Raw genomic sequence first — 25,355 nt, 5'->3', positions numbered from 1 at the left:
AGACCCCGCCGCCGTCATTCCGCGGCGCCGCAGGCGAGCCCGGAATCCAGAGCAACCGACGGCGCAAGATCCTGATCTAGCAGTGTTTCTGGATCCCGGGCTCCGCTACGCGGCCCCGGGATGACGGGGTTGGTCAATCAAATGTTGAGACGACGGATCTGGCCTTGTGCCGATCGCGAAACAGTCACGTCGGGTCAACGACGTTCCGGCTCCGGCAGGGCCGGCGCCGCTGCGCCCGTTTCCAACGCGCGGTCGCTCTCGTCCTTCAGCGTCACGCCGCTCAAGCCCAGGGTCAGCGCGCGGGCGAGCAGCCAGTGCAGCTTGAACGCCGCTTTCTCGTGGGTGAGGCCGGCGGCGCGCACGTTCGAGATGCAGTTGCGCTCCGCATCCGAGCGGCCGATCTGCGGCCCGAAGGTCAGGTAGATGCCGAGGCTGTCCGGGGAGGACAGGCCGGGCCGTTCGCCGATCAGCACCGCCACCGCCCGGGCCTTCAGGGCCTCGCCGATCGCGTCGCCGAGCGCCACACGGGCCTGGCTGGCGATCACTACAGGGGTGAGGCGCCAGCCGGACTGCTCCGCCAGGGGCTTGAACGCCTTCAGCAGCGGCGCCGCGTTCTCGTGCACCGCCCGGGCCGAGAGACCGTCGGCGACCACCAGGGCGAGGTCGCTGGGCTCGGCCGCAGCCTGGAGCTTCGACATATCGGCCGGATCGAGCCGGCGGCCGAGATCGGGGCGGCGCAGGTAGGTCGCCCGGTCGGGGGCCTGGGAGGCGACCGGGATCGTGGCGAAGCCGAGCGCCGCGATGGATCCGGCGAGCGCCTCCGCATCCATCGGTGCGTGCACGGCATCCCGGGCCTGGGCGTGGTCGAGACCGAAGCGCAGCACCTCCCGGGTCGGCAGGCCGCTGCCGGCGCGGCCGAGCCCGATCCGGGCCGGGGTCAGCCCGGCGAGCCTGGCCCAGATCTCTCTAGGGTCGCTCATGCGGCGAGATCCGGAGCCGCGGCGAGGAGCGGCGCGCCCGATCCCGGCAGCAGCGCGCCGGATCCGTCGGTCAGGCCGATGCCGTGCAGCCAGGCCTCGAATTCGGGGGCGCGCTTCAGGCCCAGCACCTCGCGCAAGTAAAGAGAATCGTGGAACGATGTGGATTGGTAGTTCAGCATCACATCGTCGGCCCCCGGGATGCCCATGATGTAGGTGCAGCCAGCTGCGCCCAGCAGCGTCAGCAGGGTGTCCATGTCATCCTGATCGGCCTCGGCATGGTTGGTGTAGCAGACGTCGACGCCGAGGGGCACGCCCATCAGCTTGCCGCAGAAATGGTCCTCCAGCCCGGCCCGGATGATCTCCTTGCCGTCGTAGAGGTATTCGGGCCCAATGAAGCCCACGACGGTGTTGACGAGGAGCGGCCGGAACGGCCGGGCGACCGCGTAGGCCCGGGCTTCCAGGGTCTGCTGGTCGATGCCGTGATGGGCATCCGCCGAGAGCGCCGAGCCCTGGCCGGTCTCGAAATACATGCAGTTGTCGCCGAGCGGGCCGCGCTTGAGCGCCAGCGCCGCCTCATGGGCTTCCTTGAGCAGAGCGAGCGTCACCCCGAAGCCGGCATTGGCCTTCTCGGTGCCGGCGATCGACTGGAACACGAGATCGACCGGCAGGCCGCGCTCCATGGCGGCGAGCGTGGTGGTGACGTGGGTGAGCACGCAGGCCTGCGTGGGGATCGCGTGCTTCTGGATCACCCCGTCGAGGAGCTGGAGCAAGTCGCCGAGCGCCTGGACAGAATCGGAAGCCGGGTTGATGCCGATCACGGCGTCGCCGCAGCCCAGCGTGAGCCCGTCGAGGATCGCCGCGGTAATGCCCTTCGGATCGTCGGTCGGGTGGTTCGGCTGGAGTCGCACCGCGAGCGTCCCGGGCAGCCCGATCGTGTTGCGGAAGCGGGTGACCACGCGGGCCTTGCGCGCCACCGAGATCAGATCCTGGTTGCGCATGATCTTCGAGACGGCCGCCGCGATCTCCGGGGTGACGCCGGGGGCGATCCGGGTGAGCACATCCGGGGTGGCGGTCAGCAGGAACTCGCGGAAATCGCCCACCGTGAGATGGGCGATGTCTTTGAACGCGCCGGCGTCGTGCGTGTCGAGGATCAGCCGGGTGACGTCGTCCTGCTCGTAGGGGATCAGCGGCCGGGCCAGGATGTCGGCGAGCGGCACCTCGGCGAGGCACCAGCGCGCCGCGGCGTTCTCCTCGGCGGATTCGGCCGCGATGCCGGCGAGCCGGTCGCCCGAGCGGATCGGCGTCGCCTTGGCCATCAGCGTGGCCAGGTCGGCGAAGACGTGGGTGCGTGGGCCGACGACGTGGCGGTAGGCCATGCGGTTTCACCCCGTGCGGGATCCAAGGATCAGGATCACAGGATACCGTGATCCGGTGCGAATGTCCGGTCAGGCCGCGCCGGCATTCGGCGCGGGCACTTCCGTGGAGATCGCGTCCACCGTGCGCGGCATCGGGCTGCCCTGGCCGTCGGTGCGCTGGATCCGGACCTGCTGGTTGACCGGCTGCATGTTGCCGAAGGGCGTCGAGAAGGCGATCTCGGCGGCGTCGCGGCCGACGCCGATCCGGACCAGCCCGTCGAGATCGGCCTGGCGGGTGGCGTCGAACAGCCACCAGCGCCCGTCGAGATAGGCCTCGAACACCGCGTGGAAGTCGCTCGGCACGAGGCCGTGGGCGTAGCAGCTGACGAACCGGGCCGGGATGCCGAGGGCTCGGCAGAAGGCCGTGCCGATATGCGCGAAGTCGCGGCAGACCCCGGCCCGCTTCAGCAGCGACTCGTCCGCCGTGGTCTCGCCGTCGCTGGTGCCCGGCTTGTAGGTGATGTGGTCGTGGATCCAGTTGCAGATCTGGTTCACGCGCTGATGGCCCTTGGGCAGCGCGCCGAACTCGGCCTGGGCGAAGGGCGTCAGCCGGTCGGAGGAGACGAACCGGCTCGGCAGCAGGAACGGCAGGATGTCCAGCGGCAGCTCGCCGATCGGCGTCTCGTTGATGGTCGCCGGGTCGGCCCGATGGACGGTCAGCTCCACCTCGGCGTTGTACTCCAGGGCGAACTGGCCCATCGGCACGTTGACGCCGAGATAGCGGTTCAACAGGTCCGGCGTGGTGTAGACATCGCGCTTGAGGTTCGGCGTGAGCACCAGGCTCTCGCTGAGGATCTCGACGCTCTTCAGTTTGGCGACTTCCAGGTTGAAGATGAAGGTCGTGTCCGAGAGAATATTGTAGGACAGGCTGCAACCGAGGGTATAGCGCATCGGATCTCCTTGCCGGGCGACGAGATGATCGCTGCCCAAGCAAGCGGCGCGCCCGATCGCGGTTCCCGGTCAGCGCGGCAGCAGGAGCACCGTCAGCGAGCGCACGCCCTGCGCCCCGTGGATGAGCACGCCCTCGATATCGGCGGTCGCCGAGGGTCCGGTATGCAGCACCGCGTAGGCGGAGCGGCCGAATTCCGGTCGCTTGTAGGCCGCCTGCACGTTGGGGAGGATGTCGGCCGGGTCGAGCAGCACGATCAGGTGCTGGGCCAGATAGGCGACCGCGTTCACGATCAGCTCGCCTTCCGTGAACAGCACCGAGCCGGTCTCGGCGATGCCGAACACCGCGCGCACCACCGCCACGTCGACATCCTCGACCTCCTGCGGGTAGCGCACCGCCCGCAGGTCGCGGTTGCCCTCGATCTCCGGGACCGCGGAGGCGATGACCTTGGCCTCGGCCAGCCGCTCACGGACGCCCGCCAGGGGCTCGCCGGTGCGGCCGTCTTCGATGCGGCCGCCCATGCGCTTCAGCCGGTCGCCGAACTCCTCGACGAGATCGTCGCCGACCAGCGGCGTGAAGGTCGGCACGCTCGGCAGCGGATACTCGCCCGCCGGGCGGTTGGCCTTGAGCGCCGCCAGGATGCCGTCGCGCGCGCTCATCGGGCGGAGTCCTTCATCCGGTTCTGCTTGTACCAGGCGTGGAAGGTCTGGCGCGGTGCCTCGGGCATCTCGCGCTTCTTCCCCCAGGTGTTGAGCGGGTTGTAGACGGCGAAGCGCGGCAGCACCTTGAGCGCCGAATCGGCGGCGCCGATCGCCGCCCGGTAGGCGGCCGGCCGGGACAGGACCGCGCCCGCGGCCTTCATCATCCCCTGCTTGAGCGCCGGGATGTGGTGCTCCTCGACCAGCACCTTGCGCCAGGCGAAGATCTGCTCGTGGATGTTGATCTTCACCGGGCAGACGTTGGTGCAGGAGCCGTTCATCGTCGAGGAGAATGGCAGGGTTGAGTATTTCCGCTTGTTGAAGGTCGGGTCGATGATCAGCCCGATCGGGCCCGAATAGGTCGCCCCGTAGGAAAGGCCGCCCGAGCGCCGGTAGACCGGGCAGGTGTTCATGCAGGCGCCGCAGCGGATGCATTTCAGCGAGGTCCAGAACTCTTCCAGGCCCAGGCGGGCCGAGCGGCCGTTATCGACCAGCACCATGTGCATCTCGGTGCCCTTGCGGGGGCCGCGGAAATGCGAGGTGTACTGGGTGATCGGCGAGCCCAGCGCCGAGCGCGACAGCAGCCGGATGAACACCCCGAGATGCTCGACCTTGGGAATGATCTTCTCGATGCCGATCGAGTGGATCTGCAGCGGCGGGACGTTGCCGGACAGATCGGCATTGCCCTCGTTGGTGCAGGTGACGACCGTGCCGGTCTCCGCGATGGCGAAGTTGCAGCCGGTCATGCCGGCATCCGCCTTCAGGATGTAGGGCCGGGTGGTCTCGCGCTGGCTCTCGGCGAGGTAATGGGCGTCGTCGTTGTCCGGATCGGTGCCGAGCGTCTTGGCGAAAACCTCGGCGACGTCCATGCGGGTCTTGTGGACCGCCGGCGCCACGATGTGGCTCGGCTCCTCGTTGTCGAGCTGCTGGATGCGCTCGCCGAGATCGGTCTCGATGATCTCGATGCCGTTGGCCGCCATGTGGTGGCGGAAGCCGCATTCCTCGGTGAGCATCGACTTCGACTTCACCAGGGTCTTGGCGCCGCGGCTGCGCAGGATCTCCAGGACGATGCGGTTGTGGTCGGCGCCGTCCGCGGCCCAGTGGACCTGGACGCCGTTGGCCTTCGCGGCGGCCTCGAACTGCTCGAGATACTGGTCGAGATGGGTGAGCGTGTGCGCCTTGATGGCGGAGGCCAGCTCGCGCAGCTCCTCCCATTCCGGGATGCCGTGGGCCGAGGCGTCGCGCTTCTTGCGCAGGTCCCATAGGCGCTCGTCATGGGCGGCCTGGTGCAGGGGCGCGGCGAGGAAGCGCTCGGCGGCCTCGGCCTGGTCGATCGGGCGGTCGCCGCGGATCTTGGCGCCGCGCGGCTGCGGCTCCCGGGTTTGCGGCGCCCGGATCGGCTTGGTCGCGGCCTCGGCGTGCTGGAGGCGACCACCGTCCTGGCCGCGCTCGCTCTCGTCGTCGGCGGCGCGGACCTCAGGGTGGATGATGCCTTCGCGGGCGCGGGGATTCAGGTCCTCGACGCTCATGCGGCGGCTCCGTTCAGCACTTGCGCGATGTGGATGTAGCGGAGCGGCAGGCCGAGGCGCTCGGCGCAGCCCTTCTGGTGCATCAGGCAGGACGAATCCGCCGAGACCACGTATTGCGCCCCGGCGCGGTTCTGATCGGCGACCTTGTCGTAGCCCATCTTGGCCGAGACCGCGGGCTCGAACACCGAGAAGGTCCCGCCGAAGCCGCAGCACTCGTCGGGCCGGGCGAGATCGACCAGCTCGACGCCCTTCACCAAGCGGAGCAGGTCGAGGGGTTTGGAGAAGTACGGCTTCACGATCTCGGAGGGCCGGGCGTGATGGATGCCCCGCAGCGCGTTGCAATTGCCGTGATAGGCGACCTTGTGCGGGAACTCGGCCCACGGCAGCGACTCGACCTTGAGCACGTCGTGCAGGAACTCGACCAGCTCGTAGGTGCTGGTGCGGACCTTCTGGACCTCGTCCGTCTGCGGGATCGCGGTCAGGTGCTCGCGGACCTGGTGCACGCAGGAGCCCGAGGGCGCCACCACGTAGTCGAAGCCAGAAAAATTCTTGACGAACAGGGCCTCGGTGGCGGCGGCCTCGGCGTGGCAGCCAGTATTGGCCATGGGCTGGCCGCAGCAGGTCTGGTCGAACGGGTATTCCACCGTGCAACCGAACCGCTCCAGCAGCTCCAACGTAGCGATCCCGACTTCCGGCTCGAAAGCGTCGACGTAGCACGGCACGAACAGGCCGACCCGCATGGTCCGGAACCTCCCTGGATCGCCCGTGCCGTCGGTCTGGAACGGGTCTAGATTGCCCGGGCAGGTCTACCGGATGAGGTTGGTTTTGGCGAGGTCGAGAACTGCGTCACCGCGCCCGTCCATCACGGCCCGCAGCACGTAGAGGCTGAAGCCCTTCACCTGCTGCCCGTCGATCTTGGGTGGCATCGAGAGCTCGTTCCGAGCGGTGCGGACATCGAGCAGCGAGGGCCCGTCGAAGGCTAGGAACTCGCGCATGGCGCCGGGCAGCTCCGCCGGATCCTCGACCCGCAGGGCGAAGATGCCGGCCGCCCGTGACATCGCGGCGAAGTCCGGATTGTCGAGCGCGACGCCGGTCTCGAGATAGCCAGCCGCCTTCATCTCCAGCTCGACGAAGCCGAGGGTGCCGTTGTTGAACACCACCACCTTCAGCGGCAGGCGGTGCTGGCGCAGCGTCAGGAAATCGCCCATCAGCATGGCGAAGCCGCCATCGCCGCAGAGCGCGATCACCTGCCGATTCGGCTCCGCGGCCTGGGCGCCGATGCCCTGCGACAGGGCGTTGGCCATCGAGCCGTGGACCCAGGAGCCGAGCAGGCGCCTCTTGCCGTTCATCGCCAGGTAGCGCGCCGCCCAGATGGTCGGCGTGCCGACATCGGCGGTGAAGATCGCGTCCTCGGCGGCCGACTCGCTGATCGTCTTGGCGAGATATTGCGGGTGGAGCGGGCCGCCTGGCTTGGCCGTCGCAAGCTCGTCGAGGCCGGTCCGGGCCTTGGCGTAGTGCTTCAGGCTGGCATCCAGGAACGACCGGTCGGCCTTGGGCTTGAGCCGGGGCAGCAGCGCCCGGATCGTCGCCCCGACATCGCCGACGAGCCCGTGCTCGATCCGGCAGCGGCGGCCGAGCTCGGACGGGCGCAGGTCGACCTGGGCGATCTTGGCGTCCTGCGGGTAGAACTGCTTGTAGGGAAAGCCCGTGCCCAGCATCAGCAGGGTGTCGCAGGCCATCATGGCGGCGTAGCCGGACGAGAATCCGATCAGGCCGGTCATGCCGACATCGTAGGGATTGTCGAACTCGACATGGTCCTTGCCGCCCAGCGCGTGCACGATCGGGCTCTTCAGCGCCTCGGCGAGCTGGAGCAGCTCGGAATGGGCGCCGGCGCAGCCGCGACCGCACAGCAGCGTCACGCGTTTGCCGGCATTGAGCAGCGCCGCCAGCGCGTCCAGCTCGGAATCGGCCGGCCGCACGACGGGCTTGGCCGGGATCAGCCCGGCATGGGGCGCGAGCGCGCGCTTGGGGGCGTCGCGCAGGGCGACATCGCCCGGGATGACGATGACGGCGACGCCCCCCTCGCCCACGGCGGCGCGGATCGCGTTCTCCAGAACGAACGGCATCTGCGACGGGTCGGAGACCAGCTCGCAATAATGGCTGCATTCGCGGAACAGCTCGGTGGGCCGCGTCTCCTGGAAATAGCCCGAGCCGATCTCGGCCGAGGGGATCTGGGCCGCGATAGCCAGGACCGGGGTCCGGCTGCGATGCGCGTCGTAGAGGCCGTTGATCAGGTGGAGGTTGCCCGGGCCGCAGGAGCCGGCGCAGACCGCGAGCTTGCCGGTGACCTGCGCCTCGGCGCTCGCCGCGAAGGCCGCCGCCTCCTCGTGGCGGGTGTGGATCCAGTCGATCCGCCCGCGGGCGCGCAGGGCCTCGGTGATCCCGTTCAGGCTGTCGCCCACCACCCCGTAGACGCGCGCGACGCCCGCTTCCTGAAGGGTCTCGGCGATCAGATCGGCGACGTTCTCGATGCGCATGGTTCGGCTCCGCATTTTCGGGTCGGAACCGCATGGCCGCCGACGATGTTCCGCCGCCGGCAACCCCATGGTGCAATGCACGCATGTGCCTCGCGACGGTCATCCCGCGGCGGCCGCGGCTGCGCGTGCGCGCGCCGTGCTCGATCACATTGAGTCGGGCTCGGCTCTAAAGTCTCGTTGTGATGCGCTCGCTCGCGTCGGACCGGAGCACTTCGGCGAACTGCGCTCTAGTGACGGACCGCGTCGACGTCGCGGGCGACGACCGCGAACAGGTCGCCGAGGGCCGCCAGGCTCGCCGCCTGCAACTGCGCCGCCGGCACCACCGAGCCGTCCGGCGCCGGGAGGTCGCGGGTGGCGGTCGCGGAGGCGATGACGGTGGGCTGGAAGCCGAGATTGAAAGCCGAGCGGGCCGTCGAGTTGACGCACATATGGGTCATGAAGCCGGCCAGGATCAGGTCGGTCACCCCGGCGCGCTTGAGCCGATCCTCCAGGTCCGTCCCCACGAAGGCGCTGGGGAACGCCTTGGTGAGCACCGCCTCGCCGTCCTGCGGCACGACCTCCTCGCAGATCTGCCCGCTCGCCGCCGTGATGTCGAAGGGCGAGCCCGGCCCGGCATTGTGCCGGATATGGATCACCGGCGTTTCGGCCTCCCGCGCCCGCCGCAGCAGGATCTTGGCCTGCGCCACCGCCGGCTCGACCCCGGTCAGGCGCAGCACCCCGTCGCGATAGGTGTTCTGGATATCGATGAGGATCAGCGCGGCCTTCTTCAGGCTCGCAGGCTCCGGACTGAGCCCGGACAGGCCGCGAAGGGTCTTGAGATCGCTCACCCGTGTCTCCCTCACCCGTGTCGCCCAATGCGCGTTCGGTCGATCCGCTGGAAAGGCCCCGAAGGGCGGCGAGAATCGCTGCAGCGGAACGACCGGGGCGCAGAGCTTACCGCTGTCCTGCGCCACCGCCTACGAGGCCACGGCGCGCGACGCGGCGCAAGGCCGGCCCGGCGATTGCCGGTCCCGGGCCGACCGAAAGGTCCGGGTTGCGGTTTGCCCGCGAAGTCAGGACCCGCGCTTGATTTCCGGCGGCTCAGAGTCGAAGGACGTCTGGAAACGTTCCGAAGAGATCAGCGCCATGGAAGAATTGCTCGCCCGCGTCACCGCCCGCACCGGGCTCGACGCCGCGACCGCACAGACGGCCATCGGGCATATCCTGGCCTTCCTGCAGAAGGAGGGTCCCGAGACCGAGGTCAATCAGCTCCTGGCCGCGCTGCCCGGTTCTGAGTCGCTGATCGCCGAGTCGAATGCCGGCGAGAGCGGCGGTGGCGGCCTCATGGGCATGCTCGGCGGCATGATGGGCGGCGGTGGCGTCATGGCGCTCGGCCAGAAGCTGATGGCGGCCGGCGTGCCCATGGGCCAGATGCAGCCCCTCGGCCAGGAGCTGTTCGCCTTCGGCCGCGAGAAGGTCGGTGAGGACGCGATGGGCCCGATTATCGGGTCGATCCCGGGGCTCAACCAGTTCGTCTGACGATACCCGCGTCCTGAAAGCGGCAGACCGCCTTTCGGGACGCGCCTCCGGCCAGTGCTATGTGTGCCGCCGCACTGTTTTCGGGCCGCGCCTGGACAATCGTAAAAAAGTGGTTTCGCCGCGAAAGCTTAGCGGAACCCGTCCACGCGATCCCCGTTATTCGGGATGCGATCCGGGCCACTGCCATCGGCGGATGACCGGCTCGCACTCAAGCAGGCCGGCCATGCCCGTCTTCGAAGCCAAAAACCTGGACAGCGCGTTCGAGGGCCAGGCGCTCCTCGCCGCGATTCTGCATCCGACCCGCGCGGCACAGACCCGCGCCCTGCGTCACGGCCGCCGCCGGGCCGAACGCGCCGCCGCGATGGCCGACCCGCTGTCGCTCGAGCCGCGGTTTCCGACCCCCACCGACGAGCTCGCCTCGGCCACGCTCCAGGGACGCTGAGCCGTCCTTACCAGGGTTGGGGCGTGATCAGGCCTTGGCGCGTCACCACCACCCATTCGCGGCCGCGGCGCTCGACGCCCTCGACCCGCCCGACGCCCGGAAGCGTGTCGCCCGGCCCGACCTCGACGATGCGCCGCCGCCGGTTCTCCAGGATGGCCGCGCCGTCATAGACGTCGCGCACCGCCCAGGCATCGATCACCGAAAGCTTCTCCGCGACGGCGGGCTTCGGCTTGGCCTCTGCGGGTTTCGCCTCGACGGCCTTGGCATCCGCGACCTTCGCGTCCGACGTCCGCGTTTCGGCGAGGCTCCCGGTCTGGGTCGGCTCAGCCTTCACAATCGCCGCGGCGGATGTGCGGCGCTCGAGCTGCGTGGCGAGGTTGGCGATCCGGCCGCTCTGCTCGCGCTCGACCTGTTCGAGGCGCTCGCCCAGGGCCGCCGTCTTGGCATTCAGATTCTTGTCGAGCTGCGCCAGGCGTTCGCCCAACGCGGAGCTGCGCGCGCCGGCTTCCTTGCGGGCGGTGTCGGTGGCGGCGCGGAGATCCGCGAGGACTTGGTGGAGCTGCGCGATGTCGGCGCCGAGACGCGCGGTCTCGGTCCGTCCGGCATCGACGGTGGCGCTCAACGCCACGACGGCATCGCTCGGCACGCTGCCCGAGCCTGAGCGGGCGGCGACGCCGGCACCGACGAGCAGGCCGACCGCGAGGGCAGCGCCCGGAATCGCGTAGCGGCGCAGGTCGATCCCGGCGAGCGACGGCATCGGAAAACGCGGCGCGGCCGGGGCCGGGGCCGGCTCGGGCTTCGGATCCGCCTTGCCCGCCACGACGGCCTTGAGCAGCTCGTCGGGAGAGAGGGCCGGCTTGGCTTCAATCTTCGTCATCGCCCCCAACTCCACCTGCAGGGAATCCCTGCAAGCGTTCGTTAAGGACGTTTGTTTACGAAACCCTTACCGGCCGCCCTCGGGTCAGGCCGCGAGCCCCCGCTTCTTCAGCAGCGGCGCGATGCTCGGCATGCGGCCGCGAAACGCCGTGTAGGCGTCGCGCGGGTCGCGCAGGTTGCCGGCGCCGTACACGTAGGTGCGCAGGCGCTTCGCCGTCTCCGGATCGAAGATGTCGCCGGCCTCCCGGAACGCGTCGAAGGCGTCGGCGTCCAGCACCTCGGACCAGAGGTAGCTGTAGTAGCCGGCTGCGTAGCCGTCGCCGGAGAAGATATGGGCGAAATGCGGCGTCCGGTGCCGCATGCTGATCTCGGCCGGCATACCGATCCGCTGCAGGGCGTCGGCCTCGAAGGCCGGCACGTCGAGGCCCGATTCGCCGCCCGCCGAGAGGTGCAGGGTCATGTCGACAATTGCCGAGGCGGTGTATTCCACCGTGGCGAAACCCTGGTTGAAGGTGCGGGCCGCCAGGAGCTTGCGCAGCAGCGCGTCGGGCATCGGCTCGCCGGTCCGGTGGTGGCGGGCATGGGCCTGCAGAACCTCCGGCTGCTCCAGCCAATGCTCGTAGAGCTGCGACGGCAACTCGACGAAGTCGCGCGACACCGATGTCCCGGAGAGCAGCGGATAGGTCACGTCCGACAGGAGCCCGTGCAGGGCGTGGCCGAATTCGTGGAACAGGGTGCGGGCGTCGTCGAAGGACAGGAGCGCGCTCTCGCCGGGAGGCGCCTTGGCGAAGTTCATCACGTTGACGATGACCGGCGTGACCGTGCCGTTCAGACGTTCCTGCGAGCGGAACGCGCTCATCCAGGCGCCCGAGCGCTTCGACGACCGGGCGAAGTAATCGCCCAGGAACAGGCCGACCTCGGACCCGTCCGGGTTGCCGACCCGCCAGACGCGCACGTCCGGGTGGTAGCGCGGCACGTCGAACAATTCCTCGAAGGTCAGGCCGAACAGGCGCGAGGCCGTGTCGAAGGCCGCCTGGATCATCCGGTCGAGCGGCAGGTACGCCTTGACCTCGCTCTCGTCGAGGTCGTGCTCGGCCCGGCGCAGCTTCTCGGTGTAGTGGCGCCAATCATGCGCCTGCAGCGCGAAATTGTGGCCCTCCTGCTGGACGAGCGCCTGGAGCCGCTCGCGCTCCTCGCCCGCCCGCGCCCGGGCCGGGGTCCAGACGTCGCGCAACAGCTCCATGGCGGCATCGGGGCTCGCCGCCATCGTGTCGTCGAGCTTGAAATGCGCGAAGCTGTCGAAGCCCAGCAGCCGGGCGTGCTCGGCGCGCAGCCCGATCATCTCGACGATGATCGCCCGGTTGTCGGTGGTCCCGCCGTTCTCGCCGCGCTTCGTCCAGGCGGCGTAGGCCTTCTCGCGCAGGTCGCGGCGGGTCGAGAACACCAGGAACGGCTCGATCAGCGAGCGCGACAGGGTGATGACGTGGCCCTCCAGCCCGCGCTCCCGGGCCGCGCTCTCGGCGGCGGCACGCAGGAACGGCGGCAGGCCGGCGAGATCGTCCTCGCCGGAGAGCGGCAGGGTGAAGCTGCTCTCGTCGGCGAGCAGGTTCTGGCTGAACTGGGTGCCGAGCTCGGACATCCGCGCGGCGATCTCGGCGATGCGCGCCTTGTCGGCCGGACCGAGATCGGCACCGGCGCGGCGGAAGCGGATGCGGTAGCGGTCGAGGACCCGGCGTTCCTCCGGCCCCAGACCCTCCGCCTCGGCGTCGACCGCCGAGATGCGCGCCCAGAGCTGCGGGTTGAGGTAGATGGTGCTGCCGTGCCGGGCGAGCTTCGGTCCGATCGTCCGCTCGATCGCCTGCAACTCCGGGTTCGTGTTGCTGCCGGTCAGGTTGTAGAAGACGCCGGCGACCCGCTCGAGGGCCTGGCCGGCGCGCTCCATCGCGGCGACGGTGTTGGCGAAGGTCGCAGGCGCCGTGTCGGACGCGATGCCCGCGATCTCGGCAGAGTGGGCAGCGAGCGCCGCCTCGAAGGCCGGCATGTAATGCTCCGGCTCGATCCGCTCGAACGGCGGCAGGCCGTGCGGCGTGCTCCACTGCGCGTCGCGGAAGGGGTTGTCCTGCGGCAGGCTCGGGAGCCCGGCATCGGCGACATCCGGCATTCGGTCCTCGATGGTGCGTTGGTCCGACGGGCGTGCGGCCCGTCATCCGGGCCGCGAGATGGGGTCCGCGGCCCTTTGACGGAAGACAGAGGCCCGATCGGCAGCCCCGTCAACCGGGCCGATGTGATCCGAATGCGGTTCCGTTCGTTTCCCCCGGCCTATGCCCGCGCTTCGAGGTCCCATGCCGCCCCGCCGACCGACGATCTTCTTGGCCTCAAGCGCCCTCGCCCTGGTCCTCTGCGCATTGGCGCCCGCGCCGGGCTCGGCCGCGGAGGCGCCCGCCGTTCCGGTGCCACCGCCGCTTCCGCCCGAGCGGCCGAGCGAGCTGAAGCCGGCCCAGCCGGCGGAGCAGAAGCCTGCGCCCACAGCCGAATCCGGTAAGCCGACGCCCCCGGCGCGTCCTGCCGAGCCGACCCCGCCGGCCAAGGACGGTGCCGCGGAGGCTCAGAAGCCCGGGATGCCGGTGCCGCCCCCGACCCCGCCGGAGCGCCCTCCGGAATTGTCCGGCGAGGCCGCGCTCGCCCTCAAGGTCTCCCCCCCGGACGACACCGCCTGCCGGACACGCCTGAAGCGCCTCGGCGTCGAGTTCGAGCCGCTGCCGCCCATCGCCGAGGGCCAATGCACGGCGCCGCTGCCGCTGAAGGTGACCAAGCTCGCCGACGGGATCGCGCTGCCGGGGGGCGCGACGCTGACCTGCCAGGTCGCGGAATCCTTCGCGCGCTGGGCCACGGAGGTCCAGGTCGCGGCGGACCGGACGCTCAAGCATCCGCTGACCGGGGTCGAACTCGGCGGCACCTATGTCTGCCGGGGGCAGAACCACGATGTCGATGCCAAGCTCAGCGACCACGCCTTCGCGGCGGCCGTCGACGTGATGGGCTTCACCTTCGCCGGTCGCGCCGGCATCCCGGTCAAGGCGATGCCGGCGGGATCCGAAGAGGCGGAGTTCCTGGCCTCGATCCGGGGCAAGGCCTGCGGCTTCTTCCGCACGGTCCTGGGGCCGGGCAGCAACGCGGCCCATGCCAACCACTTCCACCTCGACGAACGCGAGCGCAACGCCGGGCATCGCCTGTGCGAGTAGCCCGGGCCCGGCAGCGGAACGTTCAAGCGCGCTCGATACTTGTGCGACCGGAGCGCGCCTGCTCCCGGAGAGCTGTACGTCCATGATGCGGAGATCCTCGCGGCCGGTTTGCGCGGCTCTGCTGGTGTTGAGCCTGGCGGCACCGGGGGCCGCCCTGGCGCAGCCCGACAAGGCGCATGCACTGACCGCCGAGGCGATCAACGGCGCGACCTTCAAGGCGCCGGAGCCCGACAAGACTGCGAAGAAGGCGGAGAAGAAGTCCGGCAAGAAGGCCCGGGCCGCCAAGAAATCCGACGACAAACCCGACGCGCTGATCGTGAAGGCGCAGATCCTGCTGGATCGCGCACGGTTCTTCCCGGGGGCGATCGACGGCTTGAAGGGCGAGAATTACCAGCAGGCGCTCTCGGCCTTCGCGGTGGCGCAGGGGCTGCCCGCGACCCGGGACCTGACGCAGGAGCTCTGGGACAAGCTCCAGGCGACGAGCGACAAGCCGGCCGTGTCCGACTACGCGATCACCGACGCGGACGCGTCCGGCCCCTATGTCGAGAAGATCCCGCCCAAGATGGAAGAGCAGGCCGACCTCAAGGAGCTCGGCTACACCAACCCGCGGGAGATGCTGGCCGAGCGGTTCCACATGAGCCGCGACCTCGTCAGCGCCCTCAATCCGGACAAGCCCCTCGACAAGGCCGGCACGTCGATCATCGTGGCCGCGGTCGATCCGATGGGCCTGGACAAGCCCAAGGGCAAGGACCTGCCGCAGGAGCCCAAGGTCGAGCGGATCGAGGTCGACAAGACCAGCCACGACGTCCGCGCCTTCGGGGCCGACGGGAAGCTGCTCGGCTATTACCCGGCCTCGATCGGCAGCACCGAGAAGCCGGCGCCGAGCGGCGAGACCAAGGTGAAGGGCGTCGCGTTCGACCCGGACTACACTTACAACCCGAAATACGCGTTCAAGGGCGTGAAAACGCAGCAGAAATTCTCGATCAAGCCGGGGCCGAACAATCCAGTCGGCCTGGTCTGGATCGACCTTGCGATCCCAAGCTACGGCATCCACGGGACGCCCGAGCCCGAGAAGGTCGGGAAAACCGAGTCCCACGGCTGCATCCGGCTGACCAACTGGAACGCCCGTGACCTCGCGGCGCATGTGAGCCGCGGCGCCAAGGTCACGTTCAAGGACGAATGATCGGTCGCGTCGCGCGATGCCGGGCCGGAAACCGGCAAAAATGTATCGTCGGTTAACATCGACGCGGTCATTCACCTGGGAACGGCAAGCGAACGCTTGACACGTCCGGTATTCCAGGCGACGCCACGGGTGGTCTCGCGGACCGCCTGGCGATGCCGCCCGGCGCTTCTCAGCGCTACTCCAGCGGCTCGCGAGGCGATACCAACCGCACGGCAAGATCCCCGGTTCGGGGGTGATCGAAGGGAAGACGGCCCGGCGTGACTGCTGACCCCAACGATGACGTCCTGAACGGCGTCCGCGTGCTCGTCGTCGAAGACGAAGCCGCAATCTCGATGCTCCTCGAGGACATGCTGCTCGACTTCGGCTGTGCCGTGGTCGGACCGGCCGCACGGCTCTCGACCGCGCTTGAGATGGCTTCGCAGGAGACGTTCGAGATCGCGATCCTCGACGTGAACGTGGCCGGCGAGCCGATCTACCCGGTGGCCGAGGCGATCGTGCAGCGCGACCTGCCGCTCGTGTTCTCCACGGGCTATGGCGGCGCCGGCATCCGCGAGCCGTTCCGCGACCGGCCGGTGGTGCAGAAGCCGTTCAGCCAGGCCGATCTCAAGCGCACGCTGATCGGCGCGATCCGCGCCGCCCGGGGCTGAACGTCCCTCCTACAAGCCCTCGATGGTGAAGACGTCCGGCAAATGGGCCGGCCATTCGCCGGGGCCGACGAAGACCGCGTCGGCCCGCAGGGTCATTCCCGCGCACCAGGGATTGCGGCCGATCCAGGCCCGCACGGCGCGCGAGAAGCGCCGCCTCTTGGCCGCGTCGATCGCGACGCGGGCCTCGTCCAGGCTGGACCGCGCCTTCACCTCGACGAACACGATGGTGCGCGGACGGCGGACGATCAGGTCGATCTCTCCCCCGGCGAAGCTCACCCGGCGCCCGATCGGCCAGTAGCCCTTCAGCAGAAGGGCCGCCATCGCCAGCCACTCGGCCCGGTGTCCGCGCAGATGGGCGGCGCGCCGCCGCAGGGCTTGGTCCGGCACGGTCTCGTTCACCCCTGGCTGTCCCGGGCCAGGGCCAGCGCCCGGGTATAGATGGCCCGGCGCGGCTGCCCGGTCTCGTCCGCGACGAGGCTCGCCGCATCCTTGATGGAGTGCCGCTCCAGCGCGGCGCGGATCAACCCGTCGAGGGCGGCATCCCCCTCGACCGGGCGGTCCGGATGGGTCGCGGCGCCGATGATGACGACGATCTCGCCCTTCGGCGCGCCCTCCTGGCCGAAGCGTTCGCTCAGGGAGCCCAGCGTGTCCCGGCGGATCGTCTCGTAGAACTTGGTCAGCTCGCGGGTGACCGCGGCCGGACGGTCGGCGCCGAGCACCGCAGCGGCATCCGCCAGCATCTCGGGCAGGCGGTGGGGCGACTCGAACAGGACCAGCGTACCCGGGACCTGGGTCAGGGCTTCGAGGCGGTTGCGCCGGGCGCCGGCCTTCTGCGGCAGGAAACCCTCGAAGAAGAACCGGTCGGTGGGCAGGCCCGCCGCCACCAGCGCGGTCATGACGGCGGACGGCCCGGGAACGGGGGTGATCGCGATCCCCGCCTCGATCGCGGCCTGGACCAGCTTGTAGCCCGGATCGGAGACGAGGGGGGTGCCGGCATCCGAGACCAGGGCGAGGGCCTCACCGGCCCGAAGCCGCGCCACCATCCGGTCGCGCACGGTGTCGTTCGAGTGCTCGTGATAGGCGAGCAGCGGCGTCGTGATGCCGTAATGGGCCAGCAGCGTCCGGGTGACGCGCGTATCCTCGGCCAGCACCGCGTCGGCCGCCGCCAGGGTGGCGAGCGCCCGGATGGTTATGTCGCGCAGGTTGCCGATCGGCGTCGCCACGATGTGCAGCCCGGGCGATAGCGGCTCGGTCTCGCTGGCCAGCCCGAAGGCCGTGAAGGTGGTGTTCCGCGGCCGGTCCGCACCGGGCTTCTGCGCAGGGGGCGTGGCGGTGGATTTGGTTGAGATCGCGGGCCCCGGGGCATCGAATCGACGTGTCATCGCGGGCGATCTTGCCACACTCCACGCCTCGCGTCGCGGCGGCGCGTCGAGACCGGGGGCAAACCGGCAGCGCCGCGTTTACATTTGAAATCGGCCCGGTCAGGTTGGCCGGACATGCCCGAAGGAGCCCGCGCCATGGTGCGTCCGAAGTGTGGGCGGACCCGTCTCGCGCGTGTCGCCGCCCTGACCGTCGCCCTCAGCGCTCTCGCGCTCGGCGGCTGCGTCGGCGGATTCGGGGAGGGGCATGCGGCCCGCCGCGGCGCTCCGGCCCGGGCGGAGCTGTCGCCGCCGGCCGAGGTCCCGCTCGGCAACGCGCCCGCCCCGTCGGCCGGCGCTCCGCTGACCCCGGCCGCTGCCGGGAGCAACCGCATCGGTACCGGCGCCGTGAAGGTCGCGCTGGTCCTGCCGCTCACCGGCACGGGCGTGGCGGTCGGCAGCGCGATGCGCAACGCGGCCCAACTCGCCTACGACGAGTCGCAGCAGCCCGACCTGACGATCCTGGTCGAGGACGATCACGGCAGCGCCGACGGCGCCCGGGACGCGACCCAGGAGGCCCTGAAGCAGGGTGCCGACATCGTGCTCGGCCCGGTCTTCGCCGCCAACGTCCAGGCCGCCGCCGTGCCCGCCAAGGCTGCGGGCAAGCCGGTGATCGGCTTCTCGACGGATGCCTCCGTGGCGGCCCGGGGCGTCTATCTCCTGAGCTTCCTGCCGCAGCCGGAGGTCGACCGGATCATCGACGATTCCGTGGCCGCCGGCCGCCGCTCCTTCGCGGCGCTGATTCCCGAGACGGCCTACGGCAACGCGGTCGAGGCGGAATTCCGCGAGGCCGTCGCCCGCAAGGGTGCCCGGGTGGCGGCGGTCGAGCGCTATCCGTCCGGTGCGCCGGGGCCGGCGGTCGAAAGGCTGGCCCGGGTGATCACCGGGGCCGGCGCCACCGCCGACACGTTGTTCATCCCGGAGACGGCCGAGGCCATGCCCGCGGTCGCCGCGTCCCTCACCAAGGCCGGCTACAATCCCGCCCGGGTCCGGCCGATCGGCACGGCCCTCTGGAACGAGCCGGCCCTGTTCGCGCTGCCGGCGCTGCAGGGCGGACGGTTCGCCTCGCCCGACCGGACCGGCTTCTCGAATTTCAGCGGCCGCTATCAGATAAGGTTCGGCGCGGTGCCGCCGCGGGTCGCCTCGCTGGCCTACGACGCGGTGATGCTGTCGGCGGCGCTGACACGGCAATACGGCTCTCAGCGCTTCGCGGAGACGACGCTGACCAACCCATCGGGCTTCGCCGGGACCGACGGCACCTTCCGGTTCCGGCCGGACGGGCTGAGCGACCGGTCGCTGGCAGTCTACGAGATCCGCAACAACGCCGCGACCCTGGTCAGCCCGGCCCCGCGCGTCCTGGCCAAACCCGGAACCTGATCAGGCCGCGAGTTCGGCCACCAGGGCGTTGAGCACCGGCGCGCCGCGCGGCGTCGCCGCGATCCGCCCGCCGGGCAGGCGGTGAAGCAGGCCGTCGCCGACAAGCATGCCGATGCGGTTGCCGTTCAGCGGCCGGCCCTTCAGGGCGGCGTAGCGCTCGGGGTCGATCCCTTCGGCGAGCCGCAGGCCCATCACGAGGAACTCGTCGGCCTGGTCCGCGGCCTGCAGCGTCTCGGTCTCGACGATGCCGTGTCCGTCGCGCTCGACCCGGGCAAGCCATTCCTCCGGACCGCGCTCGGTGACGGTGCCGATCCGGCCCGCCGGAGCGACCAGCCGGCCATGCGCGCCCGGGCCGATGCCGGCATATTCGCCGTAGCGCCAGTAGAGCAGGTTGTGTCGGGATTCGGCGCCCGGCCGGGCGTGGTTGGAGATCTCGTAGGCGGGCAGGCCCGCCTGGTCGCAGACCTCCTGGGTCACGTCGTAGAGGACGCGCCCGGTCTCGTCGTCCGGCGTCACCAGCTTCCCGGCGGCGGCCAGCCCGTGGAACGGCGTCCCGGGCTCGATGGTGAGCTGGTAGAGCGACAGGTGCTCGGCGGCGCGGGTGAGCGCTTCGCTCAGCTCGGCCCGCCACAAAGCGGGGGTCTGGTCGGGCCGGGCATAGATCAGGTCGAACGAGGTCCGGTCGAACACCGCCTGCGCGACGCCGATCGCCGCGAACGCCTCCGCGGCGTTGTGCAGCCGCCCGAGCTTCTTCAGGGAGGCATCGTCCAGGGCCTGCACGCCGAGCGACACCCGGTTCACCCCGGCGGCGCGGTAACCGCGGAACCGGTCGGCCTCCACGCTCGACGGGTTGGCCTCCAGGGTGATCTCGGCATCGGGCGCCACCGCCCAATGCCCCGCCACCGCGTCGAGCAAGCCCGCCACCGTCGCGGGCGCCATCAGCGAGGGCGTGCCGCCCCCGAGAAAGATGCTGGTGACGGTGCGGCCGGGGGTGCGGGCGGCGTTGTGGGCGATCTCGGCCCGGAACGCGTCGAGGAAGCGCGGCTGGTCCACGCCGGCGTGCCGGACGTGGCTGTTGAAGTCGCAATACGGGCACTTCGCGGCGCAGAAGGGCCAGTGCAGGTAGATCCCGAAGCCCGCGTCGCGGGTCGGATGGTCCGGGCCGGTCGAAGTCATGATTGCCGGGATGTGAGCGTCCCGGCCCGGTTTGGCAATCAGGAAGCCGGCGCCAGGCAGGCGCGACTCAGCAGCACGAAGGCCCGGGCCCGGTGGGACAGCCCCTCGCCCTTCTGCCAATCGCCCCCGTGCTTTCCCTCGGCGGTCATCTCGCCGAAGGTCTGGGCATGGCCGTCCGGCTGGAAGATCGGATCGTAGCCGAAGCCGGCATCGCCGCGCGGCGGAACGAGCGTCCCGAACACGCGCCCCTCAAACAGCTCGGTGTGGCCATCCGGCCAGGCGAGCACGAGGGCGGAGACGAAATGCGCCTTCCGGTTCGTCGCCCCGCGCTGCTCCAGCTCCGAGAAGACCCGCGCCATCGCGGCGGAAAAGTCCTTGGTCGGGCCCGCCCAGCGGGCGGAGAAGATCCCCGGAGCCCCATCGAGGGCGTCGACGCACAGGCCGGAATCGTCCGCGAAGGCCGGCAGCCCGGTGGCCTGGGCGGCCGCGTGGGCCTTGATCGCGGCGTTCTCGGAGAACATCGTCCCGGTCTCATCGGGCTCGGGCAGCCCGAGATCGCCGGCCGAGACCGCCTCGATCCCGAACGGCGCCAGCAATGCGCGCATCTCTGCGAGCTTGCCCGCATTGTGGGTGGCGATGACCACCTTGCCGGTGAGACGGCGGCTCACGCGATCGCCTCCTTCTGGAGCGCCACCAGCCGGTCGGTGCCGGCGCGGGCGAGGTTCAGCAATTCGAGGAGCTGATCCACGGAGAACGGCTCCATCTCGGCGGTGCCCTGGACCTCGACGATGCCGCCCGTGCCGGTCAGCACGAAGTTGGCATCGGTCTCCGCCGCCGAATCCTCGGCATAATCGAGGTCGAGCACCGGCGTGCCCTTGTACAAACCGCACGAGACCGCAGCAACGTGATCGCGCAGCGGGTCCACCGAGATGATCGAGCGGGTGCGCATCCAGGCGAAACAGTCGTAGAGTGCGACCCAGGCGCCGGTGATCGCGGCGGTGCGGGTGCCGCCATCGGCCTGGATCACGTCGCAATCGACCGTCACCTGACGCTCGCCCATGGCAGGGAGATTCGTCACCGCCCGGAGGGAGCGGCCGATCAGGCGCTGGATCTCCTGGGTGCGGCCCGACGGCTTGCCCGAATTGATCTCCCGGCGCGTCCGGTCATGCGTGGCGCGCGGCAGCATGGCATACTCGGCCGTGATCCAGCCCTTGCCGGAGCCGCGCAGCCACGGCGGTCCGCGCTCCTCGAGGGAGGCGGTGCAGAGCACGCGGGTGTTGCCGAAGCTGACGAGGCACGAGCCCTCGGCATAGCGCGAGACCGCGCGCTCGAGGGTCACGGGCCGCAGCTCGTCGGCGGCGCGCTTCGAAGGCCGCATCGCGGGCCCTTTCTGGTGAGAGAGTAAGGGCCGGGCTCTTAGGCCGCCGGGCCGGCGCGGGCAAGCATCGCCGGATGGATTGATCCCGCGACACCGGGCGGACATGATCGGACGACAGGATGACCGCGTGACCGACCTGAACCCCAACATTCCACAAGGCCCATCGATGCAGGCGCTCGACGCCCTCAACGAGCGCGCCCGCGAGATCTTCCGGCAGATCGTCGAGAGCTATCTCACGACCGGAGAGCCGGTGGGCTCGCGCAACCTGGCGCGCATCCTGCCAATGGCCCTGTCGCCGGCCTCGATTCGCAACGTCATGGCGGATCTGGAGCATTCCGGCCTGATCTTCGCGCCCCACACCTCCGCCGGCCGCCTGCCGACCGAGCTGGGCCTGCGCTTCTTCGTCGACGCGATGCTGGAAGTCGGCGATGTCGGGCAGGAGGAGCAGGCCCGGATCGAGGCGCAGATGCGCGCCGCCGCCTCCGGCCACACCTTCGATTCGGCTCTGGCCGAAGCCTCGACCATGCTGTCGGGCATCTCGCGTGGGGCCGGCGTCGTGCTGACCACGAAGGCCAATGTCCACCTGAAGCATATCGAGTTCGTCCGCCTCGACCCCGCCCGCGCCCTGGTGGTGCTGGTCTCGGATGACGGCTCGGTGGAGAACCGCCTGGTCGACCTCCCCCCCGGCCTGCCGGCCGGCGCGCTCCAGGAGGCGACGAACTTCCTCAACGCCCGGCTGCAGGGCCGCACCCTCGGGACCCTACGGGCCGAGATCGAGGCCGGCCGCAAGGCGATGAAGCGGGAGCTCGACGCGCTGACCGAGCGCCTGGTCGATGCCGGCCTTGCCACGCCCGTGGGTCCGAGCGAGGCGCGGCAGCTCATCGTGCGCGGCCAGGCGAACCTGCTCGACGACCTGCGCGCCGTCGAGGATCTCGAGCGGATTCGCCTGCTCTTCAACGATCTGGAGACCCAGAAGGACGTCATCGACCTCCTGGCCCGCGCCGAGGGCGGCGAAGGCGTGCGGATCTTCATCGGCTCCGAGAACAAGCTGTTCTCGCTCTCGGGCTCCTCCTTGATCGCCGCGCCGTTCCGGGACGGGTCCCAGAAGATCGTCGGCGTCGTCGGGGTGATCGGCCCGACGCGGCTGAACTACGCCCGCATCGTGCCGATGGTCGATTACACCGCCCGGGTGGTCTCGAAGCTGCTCGACGGAGCGCGCTGACGGCTCACGAACGGGGCTGGCTCAGGCGGCCCGTACGGTGTGCAGGAAGTCCGCGACCTCCTGAGAGAGCTGCGCCGATTGCCGCGACAGCGCGGTGGCCGCATCCAGCACCTGATGGGCCGCCGCGCCGGTCTGCTCGGCCGCCTGGGCGACGCCGGTGATGTTCGTCGTCACCTCGTCCGTCCCGCTCGCCGCCTGGCTGACGTTGCGCACGATCTCCTGGGTCGCCGCGCCCTGCTCCTCAACCGCCGCCGCCACCGCGCCGGTCACGTCGTTGATGTCGCGGATGCGCGTCACGATCCCGCCGATCGCCTGGGCGGCGTGGTCGGTCGAGCCCTGGATCCGCGTGATGTAGCCGGTGATCTCTTCGGTGACGCGCCCCGTCTGGGCCGCAAGCTCTTTCACCTCGGAGGCCACGACCGCGAACCCCCTCCCCGCTTCCCCGGCCCGGGCCGCCTCGATCGTCGCGTTCAGTGCCAGCAGGTTGGTCTGGGCCGCGATGCTGGAGATCAGACCAACCGCATCGCCGATCTTCGACACCGCCTCGGACAGCTCCTGCACCAGATGCCCGGTCTGGTCCGCCTCGCCGACGGCGGCCTGCGCCAGGTTCGCCGAGCCTTCGACCTGACCGGCGATCTCCCGCACGCTGGAGCCGAGCTGCTCGGCGGCCGCGGCGACGGTGCGGACATTGGTGGCGGCTTCCTCGGCGGCGGCCGCCACGCTGGTCGATTGCGCCGCCGCCTGGGTGGCGCTCGCCGTCAGGGTCTGGGCCGTCGCCTCAAGCTCGGTGGCCGAGGACGAGACCATGCCGACGATCGTCCCGACGGCCCGCTCGAACCCATCGGCCAGCGCGATCATCGCGCGCTTGCGCTCCGCCGCGGCGGTCTCGTCGGCGAGGCGCCGCGCCTCGGCCTCGTCGCGGGCCTTCTGTGCCACGAGAGCCTTGATGCCTTCGACCGCCCGGCCGACCATGCCGATCTCGTCGCTGCGGCGCGCCTCGGCGATCTCGGCATCGATGGCGCCCCGGCTCATGCGCTGCAGCGCGCCGACCAAGCGGTTCAGCGGACGTGCGACGGTGATCGTCATCAGTTGGCTGACAACGATCCCGAGCACGAGCAGCACCAGGAGCGTGGTCACCACCAAGTCGTGCGCCAAAGCCGAGATCGGTGCGAGCGACGCGGCGCGGTCGACCGACACGGCGACATACCATTCGAGCGACGGCGGCAGGTTGGGGACCCGGGCGAACACTGTGAAGGTCTGCCGGTCGCCCTCGCGCGTCTCGCTCAGGCCGCCACCGATCTTCGGCAGCGGCCCAGTGAGCAGATCCGATAGCGATTTTCCGATCAGCTCGGCGCGCGGATGGACCAGCACCGTGCCGTTTCCCGACACCAGATAGGCATAGCCGCTGCTGCCGGTCGCGACCCCCGCGATCATGCGGGCCAGGGTGCCAGCCTCGAAATCGCCGCCGCCGACACACAGCAGGGTACCACCCGCATCGCGTACGGTCGCCGCGGCGGTGATGACCAGGGCGCCCCGGCTGGCGGAGGTGTAGGGCTCGGTCAGGACCGGGCCATTGGCGGCCACGGCCTCCTTGTACCAGGGGCGTTGGCGGGGATCGTAATCGGGTGGCACCTCATCCTGCGGCACCATATCGTAGGAGCCGTCCGGACGGCCGACATAACTGACATAGAACGTCTCCCGGACGGCGGGGGCACCGATCACGGCATTCGCCGCTGCCCCGGCGGTCGCGAGCGATGCCTGCTGGGCCATCAGTTGAGTCAGATCGAGCTTACCCCGCAGCCAGTTGCCGACGCTTTGCGCGGCGGAGGCACTGAGACCCGACATCTCGGTGTCGATCTTCGTCCGCAGCGCCGAGGCTTGTGTCCTGTAGAGATAGGCTGAGCTCGCCGCGAAAGAGATGCACACGACCGCCAGGATGAGCAACGTCGCCCGGCCGGCCAAACCGAGGCGCAGCCGCGCGGTTTGCTCTCTTTCGACGGACCCATCATTCAGCTTCGACACGGCACAATTCCAAGCAACGAAAGAGTATCGACCTCCATTGCACGTCACGCGCCGAATATCTACGATGTAAGTTTATACTTAACTCAAGTTTTATATATCACCATATGGCAAAATAGTATTATGTTCGTGTGAACTTGATCGATTTTGAGAAGATTATTTAAACATTGAACTGTTCTAACTTAATTCCGTCGTGTTCAAAACGACTGTAGCTGCGCGCAGGAAAAATTCTCCTGCGCGCAGCGCTGTAACGACGGCGCGGCTTACGCCGGGATCACGTCGACGATCTCGTAGGTGTCGGGATCGACAATCACGATGTCGTCGCGCACCAGGATGAAGTCGTAGCCCTCGTATTCCGGCACGATCTCGACGATCGCCGGCGGCAGCCGGTGCAGGCTGACGGAGCGCGGGATCGCGGTTCCGACCGCCAGCCCGAACGCCACGTCCCGCAGCGGCGAGACGCCGAGGCGGGTGATCGAGCTGCGGAACTCGGTGCGCTGGCGGGTGTCGAGGCGCGTGACGGCGCCGCGGGCGGAGCCGCCGCCGCGGCCACCCCGGACTCCGTCGCGTCCACCGCGGTCGCCACGCTCGCCTGCCGCACCGCGATCGCCGCGCTGACCCGGGCCGGTCTCGTCGCGCCCGTTGCGGTCGCCGCGCTGGCCCGGGCCGGTCTCGTCACGCCCGCCACGCTGCTCGGCCGGGCCGCCATCACGGCCGCCCCGCTCGGCAGCACCGGGATTGCCGCCAGGACCGTTCCGATCGCCGGCGCCCGGACCGGCACGGCCGGGGCCTTCGGCACCGCGGGCGGCCGG

The 25,355-nt window shown here is 70.0% G+C and carries 24 protein-coding genes; 7 read left to right on the top strand and 17 right to left on the bottom strand.

Annotated elements, in window-relative coordinates:
- Positions 1-194: 194 nt before the first annotated feature.
- The 8 genes from eutC to WYO_RS10315 form a co-directional block, all read right to left on the bottom strand.
- On the bottom strand, positions 195-980 hold the full coding sequence (gene eutC / locus WYO_RS10350) for an ethanolamine ammonia-lyase subunit EutC (protein WP_007562018.1): 786 nt from the start codon (positions 978-980) through the stop codon (positions 195-197).
- Entirely contained in the window at positions 977-2,356 is a 1,380-nt protein-coding gene (locus tag WYO_RS10345) for an ethanolamine ammonia-lyase subunit EutB (protein WP_007562016.1), read from the bottom strand. Before WYO_RS10345 ends, eutC begins: the two co-directional genes overlap by 4 nt.
- A 69-nt stretch (positions 2,357-2,425) precedes the next feature.
- On the bottom strand, positions 2,426-3,286 hold the full coding sequence (locus tag WYO_RS10340; RefSeq protein ID WP_007562013.1) for a transglutaminase family protein: 861 nt from the start codon (positions 3,284-3,286) through the stop codon (positions 2,426-2,428).
- A gap of 69 nt (positions 3,287-3,355) precedes the next feature.
- On the bottom strand, positions 3,356-3,943 hold the full coding sequence (locus WYO_RS10335; RefSeq protein WP_007562012.1) for an LUD domain-containing protein: 588 nt from the start codon (positions 3,941-3,943) through the stop codon (positions 3,356-3,358).
- Complete coding sequence (locus WYO_RS10330; protein ID WP_007562009.1) at positions 3,940-5,511, bottom strand: lactate utilization protein B; 1,572 nt, start codon at positions 5,509-5,511, stop codon at positions 3,940-3,942. Before WYO_RS10330 ends, WYO_RS10335 begins: the two co-directional genes overlap by 4 nt.
- A complete protein-coding gene (locus WYO_RS10325; RefSeq protein WP_007562007.1) occupies positions 5,508-6,251 on the bottom strand; it encodes a (Fe-S)-binding protein in 744 nt (247 codons plus the stop codon). The genes WYO_RS10330 and WYO_RS10325 overlap by 4 nt, the downstream gene beginning before the upstream one ends.
- A gap of 66 nt (positions 6,252-6,317) precedes the next feature.
- On the bottom strand, positions 6,318-8,048 hold the full coding sequence (poxB, locus tag WYO_RS10320) for a ubiquinone-dependent pyruvate dehydrogenase (protein WP_007562006.1): 1,731 nt from the start codon (positions 8,046-8,048) through the stop codon (positions 6,318-6,320).
- 227 nt (positions 8,049-8,275) lie between these two features.
- Positions 8,276-8,875: a cysteine hydrolase family protein gene (locus tag WYO_RS10315; RefSeq protein ID WP_007562003.1), complete on the bottom strand. Its 600-nt coding sequence runs from the start codon at positions 8,873-8,875 to the stop codon at positions 8,276-8,278.
- A gap of 298 nt (positions 8,876-9,173) precedes the next feature.
- Here WYO_RS10315 and WYO_RS10310 point away from each other — a divergent pair, with 298 nt between their 5' ends.
- The gene (locus tag WYO_RS10310; RefSeq protein WP_007562002.1) at positions 9,174-9,566 is read left to right on the top strand and encodes a DUF2267 domain-containing protein; all 393 of its coding nucleotides are present in this window, start codon (positions 9,174-9,176) and stop codon (positions 9,564-9,566) included.
- 223 nt (positions 9,567-9,789) lie between these two features.
- Positions 9,790-10,008 carry a hypothetical protein gene (locus tag WYO_RS10305; RefSeq protein ID WP_007562000.1) on the top strand — a complete coding sequence of 73 codons (219 nt, stop codon included), beginning with the start codon at positions 9,790-9,792 and terminating at the stop codon, positions 10,006-10,008.
- A gap of 7 nt (positions 10,009-10,015) precedes the next feature.
- Here WYO_RS10305 and WYO_RS10300 read toward each other — a convergent pair whose 3' ends face one another.
- Positions 10,016-10,885, bottom strand: a complete 870-nt coding sequence (locus tag WYO_RS10300; RefSeq protein WP_007561998.1) for a hypothetical protein — start codon at positions 10,883-10,885, stop codon at positions 10,016-10,018.
- Between the two features lie 84 nt (positions 10,886-10,969).
- Entirely contained in the window at positions 10,970-13,045 is a 2,076-nt protein-coding gene (locus WYO_RS10295; RefSeq protein WP_007561995.1) for a M3 family metallopeptidase, read from the bottom strand.
- Between the two features lie 181 nt (positions 13,046-13,226).
- Here WYO_RS10295 and WYO_RS10290 point away from each other — a divergent pair, with 181 nt between their 5' ends.
- The 3 genes from WYO_RS10290 to WYO_RS10280 all read left to right on the top strand — a co-directional run bounded on the left by WYO_RS10290 (position 13,227) and on the right by WYO_RS10280 (position 15,953).
- Entirely contained in the window at positions 13,227-14,123 is an 897-nt protein-coding gene (locus WYO_RS10290; protein WP_007561993.1) for an extensin family protein, read from the top strand.
- A gap of 82 nt (positions 14,124-14,205) precedes the next feature.
- Complete coding sequence (locus WYO_RS10285; protein WP_007561991.1) at positions 14,206-15,306, top strand: L,D-transpeptidase; 1,101 nt, start codon at positions 14,206-14,208, stop codon at positions 15,304-15,306.
- A gap of 257 nt (positions 15,307-15,563) precedes the next feature.
- On the top strand, positions 15,564-15,953 hold the full coding sequence (locus tag WYO_RS10280; protein WP_007561989.1) for a response regulator: 390 nt from the start codon (positions 15,564-15,566) through the stop codon (positions 15,951-15,953).
- Between the two features lie 9 nt (positions 15,954-15,962).
- Here WYO_RS10280 and WYO_RS10275 read toward each other — a convergent pair whose 3' ends face one another.
- Positions 15,963-16,352 carry a YraN family protein gene (locus tag WYO_RS10275; RefSeq protein WP_007561987.1) on the bottom strand — a complete coding sequence of 130 codons (390 nt, stop codon included), beginning with the start codon at positions 16,350-16,352 and terminating at the stop codon, positions 15,963-15,965.
- Positions 16,349-17,335: a 16S rRNA (cytidine(1402)-2'-O)-methyltransferase gene (gene rsmI, locus WYO_RS10270; protein WP_007561985.1), complete on the bottom strand. Its 987-nt coding sequence runs from the start codon at positions 17,333-17,335 to the stop codon at positions 16,349-16,351. The genes WYO_RS10275 and rsmI overlap by 4 nt, the downstream gene beginning before the upstream one ends.
- Positions 17,336-17,470: 135 nt before the next feature.
- Here rsmI and WYO_RS10265 point away from each other — a divergent pair, with 135 nt between their 5' ends.
- The gene (locus tag WYO_RS10265; RefSeq protein WP_007561983.1) at positions 17,471-18,748 is read left to right on the top strand and encodes a penicillin-binding protein activator; all 1,278 of its coding nucleotides are present in this window, start codon (positions 17,471-17,473) and stop codon (positions 18,746-18,748) included.
- Here WYO_RS10265 and hemW read toward each other — a convergent pair whose 3' ends face one another.
- Genes hemW through rph form a run of 3 tightly spaced genes read right to left on the bottom strand, consistent with a single transcriptional unit; the run spans position 18,749 to position 21,302 of the window.
- Positions 18,749-19,924 carry a radical SAM family heme chaperone HemW gene (gene hemW, locus WYO_RS10260; protein WP_007561981.1) on the bottom strand — a complete coding sequence of 392 codons (1,176 nt, stop codon included), beginning with the start codon at positions 19,922-19,924 and terminating at the stop codon, positions 18,749-18,751.
- Positions 19,925-19,962: 38 nt separating this feature from the next.
- Positions 19,963-20,592 carry an RdgB/HAM1 family non-canonical purine NTP pyrophosphatase gene (gene rdgB, locus WYO_RS10255; protein ID WP_007561979.1) on the bottom strand — a complete coding sequence of 210 codons (630 nt, stop codon included), beginning with the start codon at positions 20,590-20,592 and terminating at the stop codon, positions 19,963-19,965.
- On the bottom strand, positions 20,589-21,302 hold the full coding sequence (gene rph / locus WYO_RS10250; protein WP_007561977.1) for a ribonuclease PH: 714 nt from the start codon (positions 21,300-21,302) through the stop codon (positions 20,589-20,591). The genes rdgB and rph overlap by 4 nt, the downstream gene beginning before the upstream one ends.
- A 166-nt stretch (positions 21,303-21,468) precedes the next feature.
- Here rph and hrcA point away from each other — a divergent pair, with 166 nt between their 5' ends.
- The gene (hrcA, locus tag WYO_RS10245) at positions 21,469-22,524 is read left to right on the top strand and encodes a heat-inducible transcriptional repressor HrcA (protein ID WP_007561975.1); all 1,056 of its coding nucleotides are present in this window, start codon (positions 21,469-21,471) and stop codon (positions 22,522-22,524) included.
- A gap of 21 nt (positions 22,525-22,545) precedes the next feature.
- Here hrcA and WYO_RS29845 read toward each other — a convergent pair whose 3' ends face one another.
- Together WYO_RS29845 and WYO_RS32140 are read right to left on the bottom strand one after the other, a co-directional pair.
- Positions 22,546-24,546: a methyl-accepting chemotaxis protein gene (locus tag WYO_RS29845; protein ID WP_007561974.1), complete on the bottom strand. Its 2,001-nt coding sequence runs from the start codon at positions 24,544-24,546 to the stop codon at positions 22,546-22,548.
- Positions 24,547-24,806: 260 nt separating this feature from the next.
- Positions 24,807-25,355 (bottom strand): DUF1236 domain-containing protein (locus WYO_RS32140; RefSeq protein ID WP_007561973.1); only part of this gene is annotated, 549 nt, incomplete at its 5' end.

The sequence above is a fragment of the Methylobacterium sp. GXF4 genome, assembly GCF_000272495.1.
In the GTDB taxonomy this organism is placed as follows: domain Bacteria; phylum Pseudomonadota; class Alphaproteobacteria; order Rhizobiales; family Beijerinckiaceae; genus Methylobacterium; species Methylobacterium brachiatum.
This window is presented reverse-complemented; position numbering and strand designations above follow the sequence as displayed.